The sequence below is a fragment of the Acinetobacter sp. Root1280 genome, assembly GCF_001425285.1.
Lineage (GTDB): Bacteria > Pseudomonadota > Gammaproteobacteria > Pseudomonadales > Moraxellaceae > Acinetobacter > Acinetobacter guillouiae.
Genome location: NZ_LMED01000012.1, coordinates 97,876 through 119,129, shown reverse-complemented (window position 1 = coordinate 119,129; position 21,254 = coordinate 97,876). Strand labels below are relative to the sequence as shown.

The window sequence follows — 21,254 nt, the reverse complement described above, 5'->3', positions numbered from 1 at the left end:
CAATTTAGTCATTTTCAAGGAACGAACGTAAGTGTTCTGAACGAGAAGGATGACGAAGTTTACGCAAAGCTTTGGCTTCAATCTGACGAATACGTTCACGGGTTACATCAAACTGTTTACCTACTTCTTCCAAAGTGTGGTCAGTCGGCATGTCGATACCAAAACGCATTTTTAAGACTTTCGCTTCACGTTCAGTTAAGTTTTCAAGTACTTCACGTGTTGCTTCTTTTAAGCCTTCTGAAGTCGCAGCATCTACTGGTGAAGTGATGTTGCTATCTTCAATGAAATCACCAAGATGAGAATCTTCATCATCACCAATTGGCGTTTCCATAGAAATTGGCTCTTTAGCAATCTTAAGCACCTTACGAACTTTAACTTCGTCCATTTCTAGACGTTCACCTAATTCTTCAGGAGTCGGTTCACGACCCATTTCTTGAAGTAATTGGCGAGATACACGGTTGATCTTGTTAATCGTTTCGATCATATGTACAGGGATACGAATCGTACGTGCTTGGTCCGCAATTGAACGCGTAATCGCCTGACGAATCCACCATGTTGCATAGGTCGAGAACTTATAACCACGACGGTATTCAAACTTGTCTACCGCTTTCATCAAACCAATGTTACCTTCTTGAATTAAATCCAAGAATTGTAAACCACGGTTTGTGTATTTTTTCGCAATTGAAATTACCAAACGTAAGTTGGCTTCAACCATTTCTTTCTTGGCACGGCGAGCTTTGGCTTCACCAATCGCCATACGTTTAGAAATGTCTTTAATTTCTTTTACGTTTAGATCAAGGTCTTTTTCAATATCAGCAATCTTTTGTTGGAATGCCAATACATCTGGACGAACTTTTTCTAAATAGCCTTTTAATTCAGCAGGTGCTTTTGCAATTTGTTCATCTAACCAAGCAGGATTTGATTCCTGACCTGGGAACGATGTACGGAACTGTGTACGATCCATACGACCACGACGAACTGCATAACGCATCACTTCACGTTCAGAGGTACGAATTTGTTCGTGCGTGCCACGAATCATTTCTGAAATGATGTCAAATAAACGCGGTGTAAATTTAAACATCATAAACACAGTAGCCAGTGCTTCCATTGCCTCAGTACCTTGAGTACTGTTACGGCCATGTTGCGCAATTGCGACTTTTGCACTGTTCCAAACTGCTTCTAGCTCTTCAAAACGCGCTTTCGCAATTTCAGGATCTGGACCAGATTCACCTTCAGAATCGTCATCACTTTCAGACTCTTCTTCTTCGTCTTCATCATCCAACTTCACTTCTTTAGTCGGTTTTGCAGAAGTATCTTCTTCTTCAACGATAACTTCAGCTTCGTCTTCTAAAACTTCTGGAATCACTTCGTCAGATTCAGGATCTAAATAGCCTGATAAAATATCGGCAAGGCGACGTTCGCCAGTTTCATAATCTTTATATTCTTGTAAAACAACTTCTACAGCATTTGGCCAGTAAGCAATTGAATGTAAAACGTCACGAATACCTTCTTCAATACGTTTGGCAATACTAATTTCGCCTTCACGTGTTAAAAGTTCAACGGTACCCATTTCACGCATATACATACGTACTGGGTCAGTGGTACGACCTGGCTCATTTTCTACAGAGGCAAGTACTGCTGCAGCTTCTTCTTCTGCAACTTCATCGCCAGCTTCGCTATTCCCTTCGAACATTGCATCGTCAGTTTCAGGTGCACGTTCATGAACTGGAATACCAACGTCTTGAAGCATTTGGATAATGTCTTCAATCTGTTCGCTTTCGGTGATCGAGTCTGGGAGATGATCGTTAACCTCAGCGTAGGTTAAGTAACCTTGTTCTTTGCCTCGGCTAATAAGAGCCGCTACTTGGGAAGTAGGGGAATGCATTTCGCTCATCTTTACTCTCTTCTCGTTGAATCTGTGGCAATGAAAAACCGTGCGTAATCGCACAATCTGTTAAAATATATCTTTGAATAGCTCGCATATTCCATCGGAAGAAATCAGCATAAAACTGTCCGATAAAATATTCAGAATTTAAATTCAATCAAATAGGTGGGGGTGAAATTGTTATTTTCAAGATCATCCCGTGCGATTTCTATTCAGAAAATGTCATAAAATAGTAAGACGCAGGGTGGATTATATCATTACATAAAATAGGGCTCGAAAAAAGCCCAAATTCGCATTTAAATGTAAAAAAAACGGAAAAAACTTGACAAGTTTTCTGAAGACAGATAAATAGCGCCTAGACCCATTCACTTTTTTTCATTATGAGGTAGTTTTAGTGTCTTCTACAGATTTTGAACTAGATGATAACTACGGTGATGATGATGTTAGTTTCGATGAGTCATCAAGCAAAATTAGCGCCAAAGAATCTTTAGAAAAGCGACGTTTGATCGATGATTTACTTGCTCAACGTCGTTTAGAAAAAGATTTAAAAGATTTTGATTATGACATTGATGATGACGATGATTTTGATGATGAAGATTAAAAATTCATTGGGCATGGCGTGGGAAAATGCTATGCTTAAATCTGATACAAATTTACTGGAAACAAAATGAGTGCTTTAGATTTAGACCTACTGAGTGATTATCTAGATGGTGACCAAAATGAATTTGGTCTAGATTTCGCAGCGACTCATGGTTTCTTATGCGCAATTGCGGTTGGTCCTACTTTTGATAAATGGCTTGATGAGCTATTTGATAATAATCAAAAGAAAGTTCCAGCAGAAATCATTGTACAAATCAAAGCATGGCTTGAAGCGATTCGTCAAAACTTAGCCAATGAAGAAGGAATTACATTTCCTTTTGAAATTGAAGAAGCTGATGTTGAATCAAGCTTAGGCGACTGGAGTGTTGGCTTTGTCGATGCAATGTTCCTGAATGAAGAAGCTTGGTTTGCACCAGAATATGAAGATCAAGTTGTTGATCTCACACTACCAATGATGGTGTTCAGTGGTATTGATGATGAAGATCCTCAAATGGAATCTTTCCGCCGCAACGGCCAGTTAATGGACGAGATTGCTGAAGAAATTCCTGAAAATCTAAATGAAATTTATTTGATGTACCACACACCAAATTAATTTGCGCGTATAAAAAAAGCATGCTCACTGAAAAGTGGCATGCTTTTTTTTGTTGGTGATTTACGCCAATAGTTAAAACCGTGCAAATAATAGGCTACAACCTAAAATAAACAGTAAAAGGCCAATCACACGATTGATCACCACTTGGCGATCTAAAATTTTATTTCGTATGCGGGGATGTGCACAAAATAAGGCAATCAAGCCAAACCAAACAAAATGACTCAACGAAATAAACGCACCATAAGCAAAAAGCTGAATGGTCGAATTTCCTGTAGAAGTCATCAGCTGAGCAAATAAACTGATTACAAATAAAGTTGTTTTGGGATTTAGGCTATTGGTTAAAAAACCATGTTTAAACGCTTGCCAGCTACTGATACCAACACCAATTTCATCCAGTTTTATTTTTGCCTGCGTGAATGTTTTATAGCCAAGATAAATTAAATAAGCAGCGCCAATATATTGAATTGTTTGTAAAAGATAGGGCATATGATTTTTTAAAAAACCCAGGCCAAGTAGGCTATAACCCACATGTATCCAAACACCGCAAGCAATACCTAAAGCAGTGCTTAATCCAATATTTCGACCATATAAATAACTGTTCCGTGTCACGATAGCAAAATCAGCGCCAGGACTTATTACTGCCAAGCAGGTGATTAAGATCACAGCAATCATTTCATTCACTCATGTATCCTTTTTTACACAGTTTTAATTATTTTTATATTTTTCATATATTTGTATTGGGTTAAAGCGATAATATTTTGATGAAATGCATGATTTTTTGGAATGTATAGTGCTTGCCGTTGAATTCACTCAAATTTCTCAATCGCTCGGAAGTTTTGCTCACATCGAATGTGTGGTGATTTTTTACGATCGCTGTGGTGTATTGATTACGATAGACTGTTTTTTATACAGTGATGCTATTTATATATGGTGATCGTGTTTCAATTGGTCGGCATTGGTGAAACGGGGAGTATAAGAAAATATAAACAATAGGTTTCTTTTATAAAGCCTGTTAAAACTCATAAATCAACATATAGTCCCTTTCACCCTATTTTTTTCAAAAGGGAGAGGGAGCGTTCAATAGCAATACAATTTATTCCAGATGATCATTTTGATTTATGAAAGCTCTAATGTCTTTGTGGTTATTCTTGGAATTCGTTGATTATTTTTCAGACAGCTAATCTTAAGAGCTAATGTTAAGAACACAGAGCTCGGCCAAGCAAACACAAATTTGTCTGCTCGACTCAATGCACACAAATAGTGTGTTTTAACTGAATACTGGGTGCACAATAATTTTTAGCGTGCTTTTGATTTTTTATAGAAAAAATAAGCAACTAAAATTAATACAATGACAATGATCACATAGCCCACACGACTAAAAATTTGTTGCATGAGTTCTATATTGTTTCCAAAATAATAACCGACACATGCAAGAAAAGTGGTCCAGATGATTGTCCCTACGCTGCTATAGAGCATAAATTTCCAAAAGGGCATATGACTCATGCCTGCAGGGATACTAATCAAAGAACGAACTGCGGGAACCATTCGCCCAAAGAAAACCACGCGATGTCCATATTTTTCAAACCAATCTAAAGCTTTTTTGACATCTTCAGATTTGATAAAAAGGTATTTACCGTAGCGGTCAACCCAATTAAAAATGCTTTGATTTGGGATTTTTCGACCCACCCAATACAACAACGCGGCAGCAAGCAGTGAACCGAAGCTTCCTGCGATAATTACACCCGATAATAATAATTGACCTTTAGATGCAGCAAACCCAGCTGATGGGATAATCACTTCTGAGGGAATCGGCGGGAAAACATTGTCTAAAAACATCAAAAGAGCAATACCGAAGTAACCAAGTTGCTCCATGATCGAAATAATCCAATCAGTCATTTTATATATAAAAATAGGGCGTTATAAACATGGTATGGTTTTCATTTATCAAAATATAGTGAGAATTTGTTGTGTTGTTAAAATATCTAAATAAAAACCGCAGCCAATAAGCTGCGGTTGAGTGAAGCATTTTAAAATTGATAAAGATTAAAGACGTTTGCGTTTTGCAGCAGTAATTTGTGATTGACGCATACGGAAACCTTCTTTTTGTTTCTCAGATGTTTTATCAATACAATATTTGCAAGAAACACCATGTTCATAACTTGGTAAATCAGCTTCTTCAGGAACAAGTGGCCAACCACATGCATGACATTTAATATTTTCGCCTTCTTCCATACCATGCGTCACCGCAGTACGACCATCAAATACGAAACATTCACCTTCCCACATACTTTCATCAGCAGGGGTTTCTTCAAGGTATTTTAAAATACCGCCTTTAAGGTGATACACCTCGTTAAAACCTTCTTGAAGCAGTAGCGATGTTGATTTTTCACAACGAATACCGCCTGTACAGAACATCGCAATTTTCTTATCTTTATGCTGTTCAAGTTCTTTTTTTACGTATTCTGGAAATTCACGAAAGGTCTCTGTTTTAGGATCAATCGCGCCTTTAAAAGTACCCGCTTTATATTCATAATCATTACGTGTATCAATCAAAATCACGTCATCACGCGCAATCAGTTCATTCCATTGTTTTGGATCAAGATAATGTCCAACAAGATCACGAGGTTTCACCTCTACACCTAAAGTTACGATTTCGTTCTTTAGCTTAATCTTCATTTTACGGAATGGCTTTTCATCACTATGTGATTCTTTATATTCCATGCTATTAAAGCCTTCATTCAATAAGAATTGATGAATGACATCAATCGCTTGACGATCGCCAGCAACAGTTCCGTTAATTCCTTCACCTGCAATAATAAGAGTACCGCAAAGGTTGATGGTTTTTACCAAGTCTAAAAGACGTTGTTGAAGATCAGCAGGATCTTGAACTTCTTTGAATTGATAAAGTGCTGCAACAACCCAACCAGAGGTCGCTTGCTGTTCTACAGGTGCAAGCTGTTCTACAGTAGCGTTCATGGAGTACTCCAAATATTTAAGATAGAATAAAATTTAAGGCGCATATTTTAGCGTGATTTACATGAATATGCGAGAAAACCCTAGTCTTTGTAGTGTTTTTTTATTCCCTGAAAAAAATATGGGTTTTTATACTAAATATAGTGCTTTAAAATATTTTATATACCATATATAGTATTGCGAAATGATTATTTCGTGCCGAAAAAGTGTGTCACATCGTTGATGTAAGGAGTAAATTTTGAGTAACGAACGTCGGATACCCACCTTAACGCCATGCGCTGGTCGTTGTTCAACGGTATTTGGTGATTCTGTTTGTCGTGGTTGCCGTCGTTTTAATCATGAAGTGATCCAATGGAATACATATGATTCAGCGCAACGTTTAGCCGTTTGGAAGAGGCTGGATGCACAGCTCGATCAAATTTTAATTCCGATGCTACCTTTTGCCGATTTAAGACATATTGAAGGTTTTATTTTGGGTAAACGTATACGAGTGATGGATTCTGCTTCTAAAGGGCGCAAGTTGTATCATGCATTAAAAATTTGTGAAAAAAATAAACATCTCGCAGAAGAGAGTGGTTTGGGAATTCAAGCGAAACAGGTAAAACCGCTTTGGGATGAGTTTGAACGTCGTGTATTGGCATTGGCCAATGCAAGTTATGATTTCGCATGGTTACGCGCAGATGGTATTCGTCAAAGTATTTTACATTTGGAAGATGTTTAAACTCAGTTTTTCAATGATTTATTATTCATCAACTTGATATTTTGGCTATTTAATTTTAATCAGTGCCACTTATAAGAATTAAAACAAAAACTGGCGCTGTCATTTCATCGCACTTTAACCAAGAATACCTAGTCAATATTAAAAAGCCAGTCCAAAGATTTGAACTGGCTTTTTTACTCTGTCTAAATGTGATGACTTAAAATATTTTCTTAGACATTGTGTTTTAAACGATACTGAACCAATTCTTCAATAGTAATAAGCGTTAAATGATGCGTTTGTGCATATGCTAAAACTTGAATGCCTGAAGCCATTGTTCCATCAGGATTGGTCACTTCACATAATACACCAGCGGGTTTTAAACCAGCTAAACGTGCCAAATCAATAGAACCTTCTGTATGTCCACGACGGGTTAATACACCACCATTACGACCACGCAATGGAAAGACATGACCAGGGCGATTCAGATCGCTTGCGACAGCACCTGTTTTAATTGCAGCATGAATAGTGGTGGTACGGTCTTTTGCAGAAACGCCTGTTGTTACACCTTGTGCTGCTTCAATGGTGATGGTAAAAGCCGTTTTAAATTGACTTGAATTGTCCTGAACCATCGGTGGGAGTTCAAGGTGATCTGCTAAATCATCGGTAATGGTTAAGCAGACTATACCAGAACCATCACGAATCATACGTGCCATGGTTTCAATATTGAGGGTTTCTGCTGCAACAATTAAATCTGCTTCATTTTCACGATCAAAATCGTCCATGACCAAAACAGGTTTGCCTTGGCGCATATCTTCGATTGCTTGTTCGATACGTTGGTCTGCAGGGGATAGTGCAGAAAAGAAAATTTCGGGTTGAATTAAACTAGACATTGAAACGCTCTCGTAAAGTTAAAATACGGTTGAACATTTCAGGACATTTGAAATAGTGGCGTTACAAAACCTTTTCCAATAGCGAATATTGAAATTTTTAAGCTGTGACGTCGTCTTCTTTCATCCGGACTATACCGTCGGCTTTGGCATTTCACCAAATCTGCGAATCACGATTAAGTGTGATAAGCTCGTGGGCTGTTGGCTCAGGATTGAAAATCCGTCCAATTTACCACCGGTGGGGAATTACACCCCGCCCTGAAGCGATGTGCATTTATTATAGACACTTTTTTACTAAATGGATGCTTTTTTTTAGAATGATCAGTACTATAGATAGAACAATAGTTGCTGTAGAAAATAATTAAACTTATACATTTAAAAGAATATTTGTGGTCATAGTGATCAACAAATAGCAAAGCATAAAATAAGGAGACTCAGCTTGATCACGATTCAGCAAGATGTCTATTCATGGCGTAATGATGACTTTGTTAAACACTTACATGTTTTGGGATTTGCTCTAATTGCAGTCAGTATTTTATATCTGACCGCTGCAAATTGGTTTATGTTGCCTCAGTTTTTTCAATTAGCAATTCCACAACTCTTCTTGTTACTCAGTGCTGTAGCCAGTATTTTTTTAGTTCAGCATGATTATTTAGTTCAGTGTTTGCATACAATAAGTGGCTTGATGATTGGTTTAAGTTTAGCTGTCATTGGTCAAATTTATCAAACAGGGGCAGATAGTTATTTACTATTTTTAATATGGTCTATTTTATTACTGCCGTGGTTGTATCGTCCAAATATTGGTGTTTTTACATTGCTCTGTATTGTCAGCCAACTCACCTTATTTTTGTTTTTTAAACAAACATTTTGGGCTGATGAATATCCTGTCACATTTTTATTTAGCTTAAATCTCCTTTCACTATTTCAGTTTTATTTTTGTCTTCGTTGTTATCAAAAGCTGCGTTATCTCTTTGTCTTATGGTTTGGCATTCTTTCAATTTGGCATATGGGGCTATTTTTATATGGTGATAGTAATTTAGCATTCGCCACAGCCATGGTTTTTACATGGATAGACCTTAAGATCGCTTATTTAATATCATCATTTTTTCTACTTTCTGTCGCATTAATTTATTTTTATCGAAAAAGAGATCAGTTATGTAGTGTGCTTTCAGCAGTAGGTTTAGGGATTACGTTTACGCTGGTGATTTTCAAATGGATGAATAGTCTGTTTCGTGAATCCGAAGTGCTCGAATTATTTTCAATTGCACTGGTGGTTTTTGCTTGGTTTGCGCTGATTACTTTTTTATTGATTAAGTTTATCCCTCAAAACAAATTTAACAATATTCCTATCGCAGTGGGCGCATGGATTGCAGGTGTTTTATTGGCATCATTAATGCTGACATTTTGGGGCAATTTTTCCTTGATCATGGGGGCAGTTTTTGTGGTATTAGCTGCCTTTATTTTAAGAAGCAAACAAGCTTTATTTTTAAGGCAGTTTGCTTATTGTATATGGGTCGCAGGGCAAAATGCTGTGATTTTCCACACGTTTGAATTAACTGACCAATTCTTTCCAATTTTCTTTATTCAATTTGCCATGCTGTGTCTCAGTTATTTTATTCGCAGCCATTGGTTCTTTATTTTAATTCAACTATTTGCCTTGTATTTATCAGGTATTGCGTTGATTTGGGATTTAAGCGTTCTGCTTGGATTACATCGTTTTGTTGAAAATTTTTCATTTCTGCTCTTGTTGAGTTATGGATTTTATCTGGTACTGATTTGGGTACATCGTATTCAACCCAGTCAATATCAACGCAGTTTAGCATTGGCGAATTTATTGATTATTCTTTCATCCTTGGGTTTCTATACACTATTTGGACAATATGAATTAGAGAAAATTAGATACCTTCCTATTCTCAGCTTGGGGCTACCTATTTTGTGGTTGGCTTTGTTTATGGTGTTGAGGATTCGCAATCAATTTAGCTTGATTGCTCAATTGATTTTATTGGCTTTTGCTGCAGTACTGATATTTTATGGTTATTTTGAAATTTTTATTTGTATCGCCATACTTTCATGGGCATTGTCACAGCACGATAAGATTGTCTATGGTTTCGCTTTAGTGACTTTGGCGTTAACCCTATGGTTTATTTACTACGCGTTGAATGTCAGCTTCCTTGTTAAAAGTCTAAGTATTTTTAGCTCAGGATTAATTTTGTTGATACTGACTTGGGTGCTGCATAAATTCCAATCAAAAGAGGGAGTAAATACATGAAAAAATTCATTCCTCTTTGTCTTGCTTTAATCTGTATTGTTCTTTTTCTAGGCATCATTTTTAAGAATGAACAGCATCTGAAGAATAGTCAGAGTATATATGTCCACTTACAACCTATTGATCCACGTTCGTTAATACAAGGTGATTATATGGTGCTGAGTTATCAACTTTACTTTGCACCGCAAAAGCTTAATCAGGGCGATCAGAACAATGTAGATCCAAGTGATAGTGATGAAAATCATATCTTTTCAGGGCATTATTTTGATCAAGTGATTGAAAATAAGCCTTCGGTTACGGCTTATGTTGAATTGGATCAACAGAAAAAGGTGGCACATACTTATTTTGAAAAACCTAAAGATGCGCAAACTGTAAAATTGATTTTGAAAAACCCGGATAATCGACATAGATCACTTTATCCTGCATCTAATAGCTTTTTATTTGCAGAAGGTTTAGCTGAATGTTATCAGCAAGCAAAGTATGCTGAGTTTAAGGTGGATCAGCAGGGCAATGCGATTCTTGCATCTTTACGAGGAGAGCATTTACAAGATTTAGAGTGTGAGAATAAACAACGCTGGCGTGATGGATTTCGTTCTGAAAGAACTGAATAATTGAAGTCCAAATTATTCACTATAACGGATACTTGCTAAGGCAACATTGAATAATATGCATGAAATAAGTGCTTCGAATAAATGGTGGATTAAGTCAGTTTGAATTTAGTCTTATTGGTTTTCATAGCCATAATATGTATGGATAGTCGTTGTGAAAAATAACCAGATCAAATTTTCCCATATGATTATTTTTCTAATACTATTTATTTTTGTTTTGTCTACATTTTATTCAGGTCGCTTGAATAAGTCATATTCAAATAGTCCAGAAATAATCAATTTTAGAGAAATTAAAAATAAGTATTTTATCCAATATTCTCCAGAATTTACTCCATCATTGATTAGGCCTGGCAACGCATCTGCTTCAATACGGATACATCGAGATAATTTGTCTAGTGAAGAAATGACACGGATACAACAACAACTTGTCTCTGATGGCTGGAGAAGAATAAAGGATGAAGGTAGATATTTTCAATATTGTTTAAATAAAACACAAATATTAAATATTGGATCTCCTGTCACTTTGAAAAAGAGAAGTGGTGAAATTATTGAGAATGATAAGGTTAACTCATGGATTATTAGTCTGTATTATAATGATAATGGTGTAAATAGCTGTTATTGAAAATAATTAAGTGAAATAATAGACATAAAAAACCCGCAACATTGCGGGTCTTGAATCATCTGTGTGCAATTATGCAACTTGAACAGGGATACAGTTTGCTGTGTGATTTACTGTATTGTCTGGATTTGCATATACAAGACGTGGTTTATGCGCATCAGCTTCTGCATTGGTAAAATCACCAAATGTGGCAATAATCATTAAATCACCAACATCAGCTTGAAGTGCAGCGCCACCATTGACTGAAATGATGCCTGAACCTTCTTCGCCACGAATCGCATAGGTTGTAAAGCGCTTACCATTAGTCACGTTCCACATATGAATTTCTTCATATTCACGGATACCAGCTAAATCCAAAAGAATACCGTCGATTGCACAAGAACCTTCATAATGTAATTCTGCTTGTGTAACAACACAACGATGGATTTTTGCTTTTAATAAACGAGATAGCATGATTTGCGTCTCCAGAGTAGCCCTTACAATTGTTATCTTGTGTTGAATCAACAATTTTCAATGGGGGGATGCATTTGAAAGCGCATTTTGCTCTTAAAAATGAATCATGGCAAGAAAAATTGTTGAACAAAGAACATAAAATTTAGGTTTAAATTATGCTTTATAAGCATTGATTTGATTCATTGCTTGCTGAATCTCACCATTAACCAATAATTTTGTTTTGCCTAAAGCATGGTGTATTGCATCATCCATTAAAGTCTGTTCACTGCTTGGTGCTTTACCAAGTACATGTCCTGAAACTTTTTCTTTAGCGCCGGGATGACCAATGCCAATACGTAAGCGATGAAAATTAGAACCAATATGAGGAACAATGTCACGTAGACCATTGTGACCACCATGTCCACCGCCAGTTTTTAAACGAATGACGCCCGGATTCATATCCAGTTCATCATGAGCGATGAGAATTTCTTCTGGTTTAATTTGGTAGAATTTTGCAAAGGGAACAACACTTTGACCAGAAAGGTTCATAAATGTTGTGGGCAATAGTAGACGAACATCTTGTCCTTCAATATTACCACGACCACTGATTCCTTTATATTTTGAATCAGTTTTTAATGTAATACCATATTGTTCTGCAAGGCGTTCGACGAACCAAAAGCCTGCATTATGGCGGGTTTGGGCATATTCAGAACCTGGATTACCCAAACCAATAATCAGTGAAAGTTTACTCACTCATTTACACCATTTAACACTTATGCGCGTTTAAAGTCAGCGTGCATTGGTGTGTTTTTAGCTGGGTGACGTTGTAAAGCTTGGATTTTAACGCTTTCAACTTTACCTTCGATGTTAAGATCAATAACTTCTTCAAAGAAAGAGTTATTTTCTAAAGCTTTAACAAGCTCGCGAAGTTCTAAAGTAACCGCTACAGGTTCAGCAGAACCACCATAGATGATTGCTGGAACTTTATTTTGAAGACGAAGGCGGCGGCTCGAACCTTTCCCTTGAACTGCTTCTTCACGTGCTACTGCATTTAATACGAAGTTTGCCATGATGACATTTCCTCATTGAGTGTAATTGACTGAACTTTCGACCAGCCCAGTGATATAAAGCCCTACCAAAGAGTAGGGCTTTGAAAATTTGGCGCTATTATAGATAAGAATCGAACATTGCGCTAATAGATTCTTCGTTGTTAATACGACGAATTGTTTCAGCAACCATACTTGCTACTGAAACTTGGCGAATCTTACCAAGTTTTAATGCTTCATCTGAAAGTGGAATTGTGTCAGTAACAACCAATTCATCAATTACAGATTTGCTTAAATTTTCGAGTGCTTTACCTGAAAGTACAGGGTGCGTTGCATAAGCAACCACTTTACGAGCACCAAAAGTTTTTAGTGCATCGGCAGCTTTACACAAAGTACCAGCTGTATCAACCATGTCATCAACAATCACACAGTCACGATCACGTACATCACCAATCAAATGCATCACTTGTGATTCATTGGCTTTTTGACGACGTTTATCAATGATTGCAAGGTCGATATCACCCATTTGTTTTGCAACAGCACGTGCACGAACTACACCACCAACGTCAGGTGAGACCACCATCAAGTTATGATGTTGTTGTTGACGTAAGTCAGCAAGCAAAGCAGGCGTACCATAGATGTTATCTACAGGAATATCAAAGAAACCTTGGATTTGGTCAGCATGCAAGTCGATCATTACAACACGGTCAATACCCACAGTGGTGAGCATGTCTGCTACAACTTTTGCAGTAATTGGAACACGAGTTGAACGAGGACGACGGTCTTGGCGTGCATAACCGAAGTATGGAATTACAGCAGTAATACGACCAGCACTTGCACGACGCAAAGCATCTGCCATTACTAAGATTTCCATAAGGTTATCATTCGTAGGGGCACAAGTGGGCTGTACGATAAACACGTCTTTACCACGCACATTTTCAGTAATTTCGACAGTGATTTCACCATCAGAAAATTTACCTACAGCAGCAGCTCCCAGAGGGATGTGCAAATGGCTAACGACTTTTTGGGCGAATTGTGGATGCGCAGTTCCACTAAAAACGACAAGATTGGGCATGAAGCACCCTTGGCGGTTGGCAGATTTGAATTAGATGGCAGGGGCGGCTGGATTCGAACCAACGGATGCCGAGATCAAAACCCGGTGCCTTACCACTTGGCGACGCCCCTAATGCGGCAGAATTTTAGTGTTTTTGCATGTCTCTGTCAAGGTAAATCAACATTAAATACAAATTACTATGTTCTGTCTTTTTTGAGAAAATGGCAGGGGCGGCTGGATTCGAACCAACGGATGCCGAGATCAAAACCCGGTGCCTTACCACTTGGCGACGCCCCTAATTTGATGTTGTATTTAATGGCAGGGGCGGCTGGATTCGAACCAACGGATGCCGAGATCAAAACCCGGTGCCTTACCACTTGGCGACGCCCCTAAAATACAACGATCTACAGATGAAAAATGATGGCAGGGGCGGCTGGATTCGAACCAACGGATGCCGAGATCAAAACCCGGTGCCTTACCACTTGGCGACGCCCCTATCATTACACTGTAAAATGAGTGAGTGGTGATTCATTCAAACTGTTGACCAAATAGGCTTTGCAGGGTGAATGATTTAAAACATCATCAATCTTCATTTGTTCAGTGACTTCAACAAAAACACAAGCACCTGTACCTGTAAGCTTTGCTGTACCGAACTGATCTAAATACTGCATTGCTTCATCAACTTCAGGATATAAATTTCTTGCCAGTGGCTCAAAATCATTTCTAAAATTGGATGGCTTTAGCTGATAGGCGCAAAATTTAGTAGGCTTCGTATCTCTTGTCAATGTTTTTTGCGAAAAAAGTCGTTGAGTGCTGATAAAACAGTCAGGTTTTAACACAATGTATTGTTTTTGATCTAAGTCTATGAATGTTAAGTGTTCACCTATACCTTCTGCCCAAGCATTACGACCATGAACAAAGATTGGAACATCTGCACCCAATTTAACCCCAAGCTCAGCCAGTTGTTCAGTATTTAAACCGCACTGCCAAAGTTGATTGACCACAATCAATGTGGTGGCAGCATTGGAAGAACCACCACCTAGACCTGCACCCATTGGAATATTCTTTTCGATACGAATTTTTAAACCAGTCGGCTGTGTAGCATAAGGTTTTAAAATTTGAATCGCTTTATAGATCAGATTATGTTCCAAATCGACGTTACTCAAACCTTCAAGACTGATTTCTGCTTGAGAATGTTCTGTTTGGATGAATTCTAACCAGTCATACAAATCAATCAGCTGAAAAATACTTTGCAACTCGTGATAGCCATTTTCACGACGACCTGTGATATGCAAAAACAAATTTAATTTTGCTGGAGAGGGAACACGAATCATGGATTTCATTGTCTAAGGTATAGATTTAGCGGTTTTGAATCACCATTGTAATACGATTTTCCTGACCAGATTCAAGTTGTTGTTTTAAAATCAGCTTATTGGGCAAGCTCGCTTGATTGTTATAACTAAAATCTACAGTCCAGCCATCTTCAATGATTTGAGCAATACGTTGAGTATTATCTCGGGTGATTTGTGCATTTTCAGTGGCAGGGTAAGCTTGAACCCAATCGACAATATGCGTAATAGGTGCAGTCCAGCCTGTGGCTTTTTCAAGCAGCTCTTCTGGTGTTTCAGCCGAAATCGAACCTGTTTTAGCGCTGTTTAGGGTAACTTCTCCAGATTTTCCTTCAATAATAGTTTTGCCAATACCTAAGATCCCATTCAACTGGATGTTAAAATCTTGTTGGTCTTGTGTCCATGTGTAGAACGCACTGCCAGACTGTTTCGGTGTTTTTACCCCAATTTTCCCTTCAAGATTAAATTGATTTGACGGTTTTTGCAGGGACGTTGTGGCATCAGTGGGTGCTGTAAGCGTTGGTGTGGTTTGTGCTGGCTTTACGACTTGTTGACAACCTGTGAGTGTAAAAGCGGTTACAGCAGTTAGGGTGCAAAAGATCTGTGGAATGTGACGCATACAAGTCATTAACTCTTTTTAATATGTTGCGGTAATATTAATGAATCTAATTGATTTAATTGAGGATCATTTGGATGATTTTGTTTGAGTTGTTGTAACACTTCATTAAATTGAGCTAAGGCACCTTGCATATACAAAGATTTTGCATACCGAATACCAATGTTTACACTATGACTCAAATTATAAGCTTTCGATAAAATGTTTGAGGCGGCATCAAAATCATTTTGCAAGAATGTGATATATCCCAGCGTATCTAAAATCGAGGCCTGATCTGGTGCAGAATCTAAGGCATGTTCAGCATACTTTCGCGCTTCATCTAAACGTCTATTTTGTAGTGCAAGCGTATAGGCATAAGCATTTAAATAAGCAGGATTATTTGGCTCTAAAGTTAAGAGTTGTTTCAATGCTTTATCAAGTAAATCACGATCTTCAAATGGATCAAGAAGCAGTATTTCTGAATAGAGAATTTCAGGATCATCAGGCAAGTTCTTCACTGCTTCAGTGAGTAATCTCAGCGCTGCTTTTTTATTGCCCATGCGTTTTAAAATTTCGGCTTGAGCCTGATATAAGAAACTTGCATGTTGTGGATAATTGACACGTTCTTGGGTTAAAAACCGCAAAGCATCATTCATCTTGTCTTGTCTTTCAAAAATCGAGACCAGATTACGTCGTGAAACCGTATATAAGTTCCCATCAACCAAACGATAATAGGCTTTTGCTGTTTCATCATTTTGCTTTCGTTCAGCATTTACTGCCAAATAAAAATATGCTTCGTTTTGATAACGTGACGAGTAGCGTAACTCCACTAAATACTGTTCAGCTTGATCAAGCTTTTTTAAATCAATCGCAGTTAACCCTGCAATAAATAGAGCCTCTTCAGCATCTGGCCAGGCTTGGATAATCGATTCTAATTTACTTAAGGCCAATTCAGATTGATGAATCTTGATCAGATATTTGACTTCTGCCAGACGGATATCATAGTTGTACTTGTTTTTACGACTGCTTCGATCATACCAATTTAAAGTCGCTTCTTGGTCACCCAAAGCCTCTAATAAGTTGGCTTTCATCAGAATAAAGCCAGTCACTTTTGAACGTTTTTTTAACGCTTTATTGACGGTTTTTAAGGCTTGTTCGATCTCATCGTTTTGTGCTTCCAAACCCGCAATTAGAATTAAAACAGAAGGATTATTTTTTTCTTTACTTGCTCTCAGCGTACTGAGTAGATTTTGACGATCTACTTCTGATTCTGGTGCAATTCCTTCTAAAATCTTTTCTAAATCAGCGTTGGGGTCAATATTGAGAATACTGTCCAGAGTCTCTGCTGCAAGCTCATATTCATGTGATTTGAGCGCGATATGCGCCAAATAAAATTTTGCAGGAACGTCCTCAGGTTCTTGTACAACCCAATGGGTGGCAATGTCTAAAGCTGCTTTTAAATCGTTTTGTTCAATTGCAACATTCAAGGCACGTTGCTTAATGGTGGTTGAATTACTACGAATTGCGAGCACAGTATAATTGTGTAAAGCAGTTGCAGTATCATTATAAGCCAATGAAAATTCAGCAATAATACTTTGTTTTAATGCATTAGTATTATATTTAGCATGATAAAATTCTCCAGATGCTCTAATATGAGCACTAGAAGCCATGCTACCAACCAGTAAGAATGTGGTAGAATATTGCTTAATTGTCATGCCGCTTAAGCGGTTGTTTATTTGACGCAATTTTTCCGAATCCAAGTATGCTTTTTATGACACCGTTATTGCACAATAGCACAAATTTAGCGAAATGATGATCTGATATGTCTTTCTTTGCATTGGGTGTCAACCATCAAACTGCTTCTGTTGAGCTACGTGAGCAAATCGCTTTTAATCCAGAACGATTAAAAGATTTATTTGCCGTAGAAAGCCTTCGCCAAAATTTGAATGATATGGTGGTGGTGTCAACATGTAACCGCACTGAAGTCTATGCCATGGCTGAAAATGCCGATATGGTATTAAATTGGCTCGCCCAAACCAATGGTATTGATGTAAAGCAATTGTCAAATCATGTATATCGTTATGAAAATACTGATGCAGTTTCGCACTTAATGCGGGTTGCGAGTGGTTTAGATTCGTTGATGCTGGGTGAACCGCAAATTCTTGGGCAGGTTAAAACAGCACTATCAATCGCAAAAGATGCTGAAATCGTTTCGCAAAATCTGAATCAAATATTTGAATATGCTTTTTATGCAGCCAAACGTGTACGTTCTGAAACTGCAGTCGGCAGTCATGCTGTCTCAATGGGATATGCTGTTGCTCAACTCGCATTGCAAGTGTTTAGTAAGCCTGAACAGCTTACAGTCATGGTGGTTGCCGCAGGTGAAATGAACAGCTTGGTTGCAAAACACTTGGCTGAAATGGGCGTTGCAAAAATCCTGATTTGTAATCGAAGCCGTGAACGGGCAGAGAAATTAGCACAAGAAATAGCGCATCGTGTTGAAGTGGAGATTATTCCATTTGATGAACTCACTACTCAGCTTTATCGTGCGGATGTAATTTCCAGTTGTACAGGCAGTTTGCATCAAGTCATTGCTTATGCAGATGTGAAATTCGCTTTAAAAAAACGTCGTTATCAACAAATGCTTATGGTCGATTTAGCTGTACCTCGTGATATAGATCCAAAAGTTGAAAGTTTGGATGGTGTGTATTTATACGGTGTGGATGATCTACAAAGTGTAATTGATGAAAATTTAGCACAACGACGTCAAGCTGCGGTCGAAGCAGAGGTTATGGTCAATCAACTGGTGACTCAGTTGGTGACACAGCAAAAAGTAAAAGAAGCAGGTGGGACGATTCAACAGTTTCGTGAGCACGGTGAAGAACAACGCCAGATGGAGTTGTCGCATGCCTTAGAGCGTATTCAGGCAGGTGAGGATACGCAACATGTACTTGAGGATTTTGCACATCGTTTGACGCAAAAGTTATTGCACCCATCTTCAATTTTGTTACGTCAAGCAGCGCAGGATGAGGATCCTTCACATTTTGAATGGATGAAAGAAAATATTCAGGATATTTTTGAACAAGAAAGAAAACCAAAAGCGAAGTGATTATTTTTTAAAACGAATGTGATTTAATATTTTTGCTTCACCAGCTATTATTGATGTATATACTAGTGCGATCAAATTAGAATAATGAAATTAAGGCAATTAAAATGCTTAAAACTTTATATATATTCATATTATTGTGTTTGTCAGTAGAATGCTTTGCAAAGCCTGTAAAAGACAGTGATGTATTATTGAACCAAGCAATCAAGGACCTACATAGCCTCTCTACTCAGGGTGGAATTATGGGGGTAATTGATTCAGTTGATCGATGCTATAAGAATCCCAAAAAACCTAAACTATATTGCTTTTATCTAGATTACTCAGGGCGGATATTTGATGCACTTATGGTCGAGAGTATAAATGCACACTCAGATTCTAATTACCCCACCAACGCGTTTTTTAGTGATGAAAACTTTCAAAAACGTATATTTATAAACCTATATAAGCCTTATGACTCCTCAATGGAAGAGGCCAATAGCCATATGAATTTTTTGTATTATAAAATACTTGATAAGCTCAATGAAGCGCTTATAGAAAATTAATGATGTACCAACTTTAAACTAATTTGTTTAGTCAGTTCATTGAGTTGTTTACGTAAATTACGTGATTCACTCAATGAGGTTGGTGCTTTAAGCTTTAATTTTAAATATTTCTCTTGCAAGGCTAAAGAGTAATCTGAAGCCAATTTATCTGCCATTTCAGGTGCTTCAGCCAAAGCCTGAATATTGGTACGTTGTATGATTTCAGAGAGTTCCAAATGATAAGCACCACATGCACCTAAAATATAATAGGTTGCAAGTTCCTGATCATCTGGTAGATCGTCAAAGACACGGTCAAATACCGCTAAGATTTGCGCCAATAACTCATCTGGTTGAATCAATGCACGTAATACTTCAAAGTGAATATATAAAAATGGATGTTGCATCAAAATCGCAACAGCAAAGTCTTCATCTTTGGTGCGAATATTAAATGACAACGAGGCATCTAAGCTGACTTGAGGTTGCCATTTTCGATTAAAACCTAACTTTTCTTTAAAAAACTGTCTTAATAAATAGCGGTAAGAACCTTGTTTAGGTAATAATTCAGTCAGTTGATTGAGTTCAGCCATCACCTGACTTTTACCTTCAGGTGTAGCAACATCATAGTTTTGACTCAATAAAGCAAAGACAAAATCCGATAATAAAGGGGATTGTTGCCATATCCGTTGAAACGTTTCAAAACCTTCCTTGCGAATCAACGAATCTGGGTCATGTTCTTTGGGTAGAACAAAGAATTTAAGTTCACGACCATCATTCAATAAAGGTAGGGCAATTTCTAAGGTTCGACGTGCTGCTTTTTGTCCAGCGGCATCACCATCAAACGCAATTGTGATTTGATTGTTCTGCTTAAATAAAATATTTAAATGATCTGCATTACTGGCCGTACCTAATGTTGCTGTCGCACCAGAAATCCCGTTTTGTTGTAAGGCGATCACATCCATATAACCTTCAACCATGAGCCAATTTTGCGCTCGGTCTTTCCGACCTTCATACAAGCCGTAAAGCAACTGGTTTTTATGAAAGACTTCAGAATCAGGTGAGTTAATATATTTCGGTTTGATTTCGTCATTCAATGCGCGACCACCGAAACCTACAACACGACCTTTGTTGTCTCGAATCGGGAAAATCACCCGATCACGCAACAAATCGAAGTCACGTCCACTATCACTGGTACGAATCAGACCTAGCAGTTTTAAGCCTTCAATATCTTGGGGGAAGGCTTTTTCTAAATGTTGCCAATCTTCTGGTGCATAGCCTAAACGCCAATATTGGATTGTTTCGGCGCTTAAACCACGATGTTTAAAATAATTTTGCGCCACTTTACTGTTGGGTAATTGCCGTTCATAAAATTGTGCAATATTTTCTAACAGATCATAAAGGTTGCCATCTTGAGGGATCTGATCAAAACCCACTGAGTCAAACTGGGTTGGATCGAAATGCTCAGGATCTGGATATTGGCTAAAGGCTTCAAAAGGGTCAATTTCTAGTGGCTGAACAGAATCTGTTTTTTGCTCAGTGGGTTTAGAATCGACTACTTTATTTTCTACAGCCTTCACTGCTGGCTTAGGTTTGGATACTTCACGCTTATACGACAGTTTTTTATTGTCATGATTGTCTTTGGGAAGTTCGACACCTGCATGGCTGGAGAGCTCTTTCATGACATCGACAAAGTTTCGATTATCAATATCCATTAAGAAGCGAATGGCATTGCCATTTGCCTGACAGCCAAAGCAGTGATAATACTGTTTATCACGGTAAACATGAAAAGAGGGTGACTTTTCCTGATGAAAAGGGCAACAGCCTGAATAGGTGCGACCAGTTTTTTTCAATTTCACACGTTGACCAATCAGATCGACAATATCTGTGCGATCCAAAATTTGATCTATCGTGTGCTGAGGAATAGCCATAAATTTAATGTCATATATCGTTTAAACCAATTTAAAGTTTAACGTAGTTTTGAGTCTAAAAATATCTATGAATAAAAAAGACGGGTAAAAACCCGT

21 protein-coding genes, 4 tRNA genes and 1 riboswitch are annotated in these 21,254 nt (G+C 37.8%); of the genes, 8 read left to right on the top strand and 17 right to left on the bottom strand.

Annotation, left to right across the window (positions count from 1 at the left end):
* Positions 1-4 precede the first annotated feature (4 nt).
* The gene (gene rpoD / locus ASC84_RS10415) at positions 5-1,948 is read right to left on the bottom strand and encodes an RNA polymerase sigma factor RpoD (RefSeq protein ID WP_259191535.1); all 1,944 of its coding nucleotides are present in this window, start codon (positions 1,946-1,948) and stop codon (positions 5-7) included.
* Between the two features lie 331 nt (positions 1,949-2,279).
* On the opposite strand from rpoD, the gene ASC84_RS10410 reads away from it, so the two are divergent.
* Positions 2,280-2,486: a PA3496 family putative envelope integrity protein gene (locus tag ASC84_RS10410; protein ID WP_004722524.1), complete on the top strand. Its 207-nt coding sequence runs from the start codon at positions 2,280-2,282 to the stop codon at positions 2,484-2,486.
* Between the two features lie 66 nt (positions 2,487-2,552).
* A complete protein-coding gene (locus ASC84_RS10405) occupies positions 2,553-3,077 on the top strand; it encodes a YecA family protein (RefSeq protein ID WP_004722523.1) in 525 nt (174 codons plus the stop codon).
* 72 nt (positions 3,078-3,149) lie between these two features.
* Here ASC84_RS10405 and ASC84_RS10400 read toward each other — a convergent pair whose 3' ends face one another.
* The 3 genes from ASC84_RS10400 to ASC84_RS10390 all read right to left on the bottom strand — a co-directional run bounded on the left by ASC84_RS10400 (position 3,150) and on the right by ASC84_RS10390 (position 6,053).
* Complete coding sequence (locus ASC84_RS10400; protein ID WP_056514375.1) at positions 3,150-3,758, bottom strand: LysE family translocator; 609 nt, start codon at positions 3,756-3,758, stop codon at positions 3,150-3,152.
* A 615-nt stretch (positions 3,759-4,373) separates the two neighbouring features.
* Complete coding sequence (locus ASC84_RS10395; RefSeq protein WP_056514373.1) at positions 4,374-4,949, bottom strand: DedA family protein; 576 nt, start codon at positions 4,947-4,949, stop codon at positions 4,374-4,376.
* A 171-nt stretch (positions 4,950-5,120) separates the two neighbouring features.
* The gene (locus ASC84_RS10390) at positions 5,121-6,053 is read right to left on the bottom strand and encodes a rhodanese-related sulfurtransferase (RefSeq protein ID WP_034618212.1); all 933 of its coding nucleotides are present in this window, start codon (positions 6,051-6,053) and stop codon (positions 5,121-5,123) included.
* A 235-nt stretch (positions 6,054-6,288) separates the two neighbouring features.
* On the opposite strand from ASC84_RS10390, the gene ASC84_RS10385 reads away from it, so the two are divergent.
* Complete coding sequence (locus ASC84_RS10385) at positions 6,289-6,771, top strand: DUF1289 domain-containing protein (RefSeq protein ID WP_004722515.1); 483 nt, start codon at positions 6,289-6,291, stop codon at positions 6,769-6,771.
* Positions 6,772-6,980: 209 nt separating this feature from the next.
* Here ASC84_RS10385 and ribB read toward each other — a convergent pair whose 3' ends face one another.
* Positions 6,981-7,640, bottom strand: coding sequence for a 3,4-dihydroxy-2-butanone-4-phosphate synthase (gene ribB / locus ASC84_RS10380; RefSeq protein ID WP_056514369.1), 660 nt, complete (start codon positions 7,638-7,640; stop codon positions 6,981-6,983).
* A 108-nt stretch (positions 7,641-7,748) separates the two neighbouring features.
* A riboswitch (FMN riboswitch) is annotated at positions 7,749-7,906 on the bottom strand.
* A gap of 170 nt (positions 7,907-8,076) precedes the next feature.
* Between ribB and ASC84_RS10375 the strand changes: the two genes are divergently transcribed.
* The 3 genes from ASC84_RS10375 to ASC84_RS10365 all read left to right on the top strand — a co-directional run bounded on the left by ASC84_RS10375 (position 8,077) and on the right by ASC84_RS10365 (position 11,133).
* Positions 8,077-9,906 (top strand): DUF2157 domain-containing protein, encoded by a 1,830-nt coding sequence (locus ASC84_RS10375; RefSeq protein WP_056514364.1) that lies wholly within the window; start codon positions 8,077-8,079, stop codon positions 9,904-9,906.
* A complete protein-coding gene (locus ASC84_RS10370; protein ID WP_056514363.1) occupies positions 9,903-10,514 on the top strand; it encodes a GDYXXLXY domain-containing protein in 612 nt (203 codons plus the stop codon). Before ASC84_RS10375 ends, ASC84_RS10370 begins: the two co-directional genes overlap by 4 nt.
* A 151-nt stretch (positions 10,515-10,665) precedes the next feature.
* Entirely contained in the window at positions 10,666-11,133 is a 468-nt protein-coding gene (locus ASC84_RS10365) for a hypothetical protein (RefSeq protein WP_056514360.1), read from the top strand.
* A gap of 69 nt (positions 11,134-11,202) precedes the next feature.
* On the opposite strand, the gene panD is transcribed toward ASC84_RS10365, so the two are convergent.
* From panD to ASC84_RS10310, 11 genes are all read right to left on the bottom strand, one after another.
* Positions 11,203-11,583 carry an aspartate 1-decarboxylase gene (panD, locus tag ASC84_RS10360; protein ID WP_004722504.1) on the bottom strand — a complete coding sequence of 127 codons (381 nt, stop codon included), beginning with the start codon at positions 11,581-11,583 and terminating at the stop codon, positions 11,203-11,205.
* 153 nt (positions 11,584-11,736) lie between these two features.
* Entirely contained in the window at positions 11,737-12,315 is a 579-nt protein-coding gene (gene pth / locus ASC84_RS10355) for an aminoacyl-tRNA hydrolase (RefSeq protein WP_004722502.1), read from the bottom strand.
* 20 nt (positions 12,316-12,335) lie between these two features.
* Positions 12,336-12,632: a 50S ribosomal protein L25 gene (gene rplY / locus ASC84_RS10350; protein WP_004722499.1), complete on the bottom strand. Its 297-nt coding sequence runs from the start codon at positions 12,630-12,632 to the stop codon at positions 12,336-12,338.
* Positions 12,633-12,729: 97 nt separating this feature from the next.
* Positions 12,730-13,683, bottom strand: a complete 954-nt coding sequence (locus ASC84_RS10345; RefSeq protein ID WP_004722497.1) for a ribose-phosphate pyrophosphokinase — start codon at positions 13,681-13,683, stop codon at positions 12,730-12,732.
* 35 nt (positions 13,684-13,718) lie between these two features.
* Positions 13,719-13,793, bottom strand: a tRNA-Gln gene (locus ASC84_RS10340).
* Between the two features lie 91 nt (positions 13,794-13,884).
* Positions 13,885-13,959, bottom strand: a tRNA-Gln gene (locus ASC84_RS10335).
* A gap of 19 nt (positions 13,960-13,978) precedes the next feature.
* Positions 13,979-14,053: transfer RNA gene (locus ASC84_RS10330), tRNA-Gln, on the bottom strand.
* Between the two features lie 30 nt (positions 14,054-14,083).
* Positions 14,084-14,158, bottom strand: a tRNA-Gln gene (locus ASC84_RS10325).
* A 4-nt stretch (positions 14,159-14,162) separates the two neighbouring features.
* Entirely contained in the window at positions 14,163-14,996 is an 834-nt protein-coding gene (gene ispE / locus ASC84_RS10320; RefSeq protein ID WP_016539189.1) for a 4-(cytidine 5'-diphospho)-2-C-methyl-D-erythritol kinase, read from the bottom strand.
* A gap of 25 nt (positions 14,997-15,021) precedes the next feature.
* Positions 15,022-15,630 carry a lipoprotein insertase outer membrane protein LolB gene (gene lolB / locus ASC84_RS10315; RefSeq protein ID WP_056514357.1) on the bottom strand — a complete coding sequence of 203 codons (609 nt, stop codon included), beginning with the start codon at positions 15,628-15,630 and terminating at the stop codon, positions 15,022-15,024.
* Between the two features lie 8 nt (positions 15,631-15,638).
* On the bottom strand, positions 15,639-17,351 hold the full coding sequence (locus ASC84_RS10310) for a tetratricopeptide repeat protein (protein WP_016539188.1): 1,713 nt from the start codon (positions 17,349-17,351) through the stop codon (positions 15,639-15,641).
* Between the two features lie 77 nt (positions 17,352-17,428).
* On the opposite strand from ASC84_RS10310, the gene hemA reads away from it, so the two are divergent.
* Positions 17,429-18,715, top strand: coding sequence for a glutamyl-tRNA reductase (hemA, locus tag ASC84_RS10305; protein WP_056514355.1), 1,287 nt, complete (start codon positions 17,429-17,431; stop codon positions 18,713-18,715).
* A 104-nt stretch (positions 18,716-18,819) separates the two neighbouring features.
* On the top strand, positions 18,820-19,254 hold the full coding sequence (locus ASC84_RS10300) for a hypothetical protein (RefSeq protein ID WP_056514352.1): 435 nt from the start codon (positions 18,820-18,822) through the stop codon (positions 19,252-19,254).
* On the opposite strand, the gene ASC84_RS10295 is transcribed toward ASC84_RS10300, so the two are convergent.
* On the bottom strand, positions 19,251-21,158 hold the full coding sequence (locus tag ASC84_RS10295) for a DNA primase (protein WP_056514348.1): 1,908 nt from the start codon (positions 21,156-21,158) through the stop codon (positions 19,251-19,253). The two genes, ASC84_RS10300 and ASC84_RS10295, sit on opposite strands and share 4 nt — an antisense overlap.
* Between the last annotated feature and the right edge of the window lie 96 nt (positions 21,159-21,254).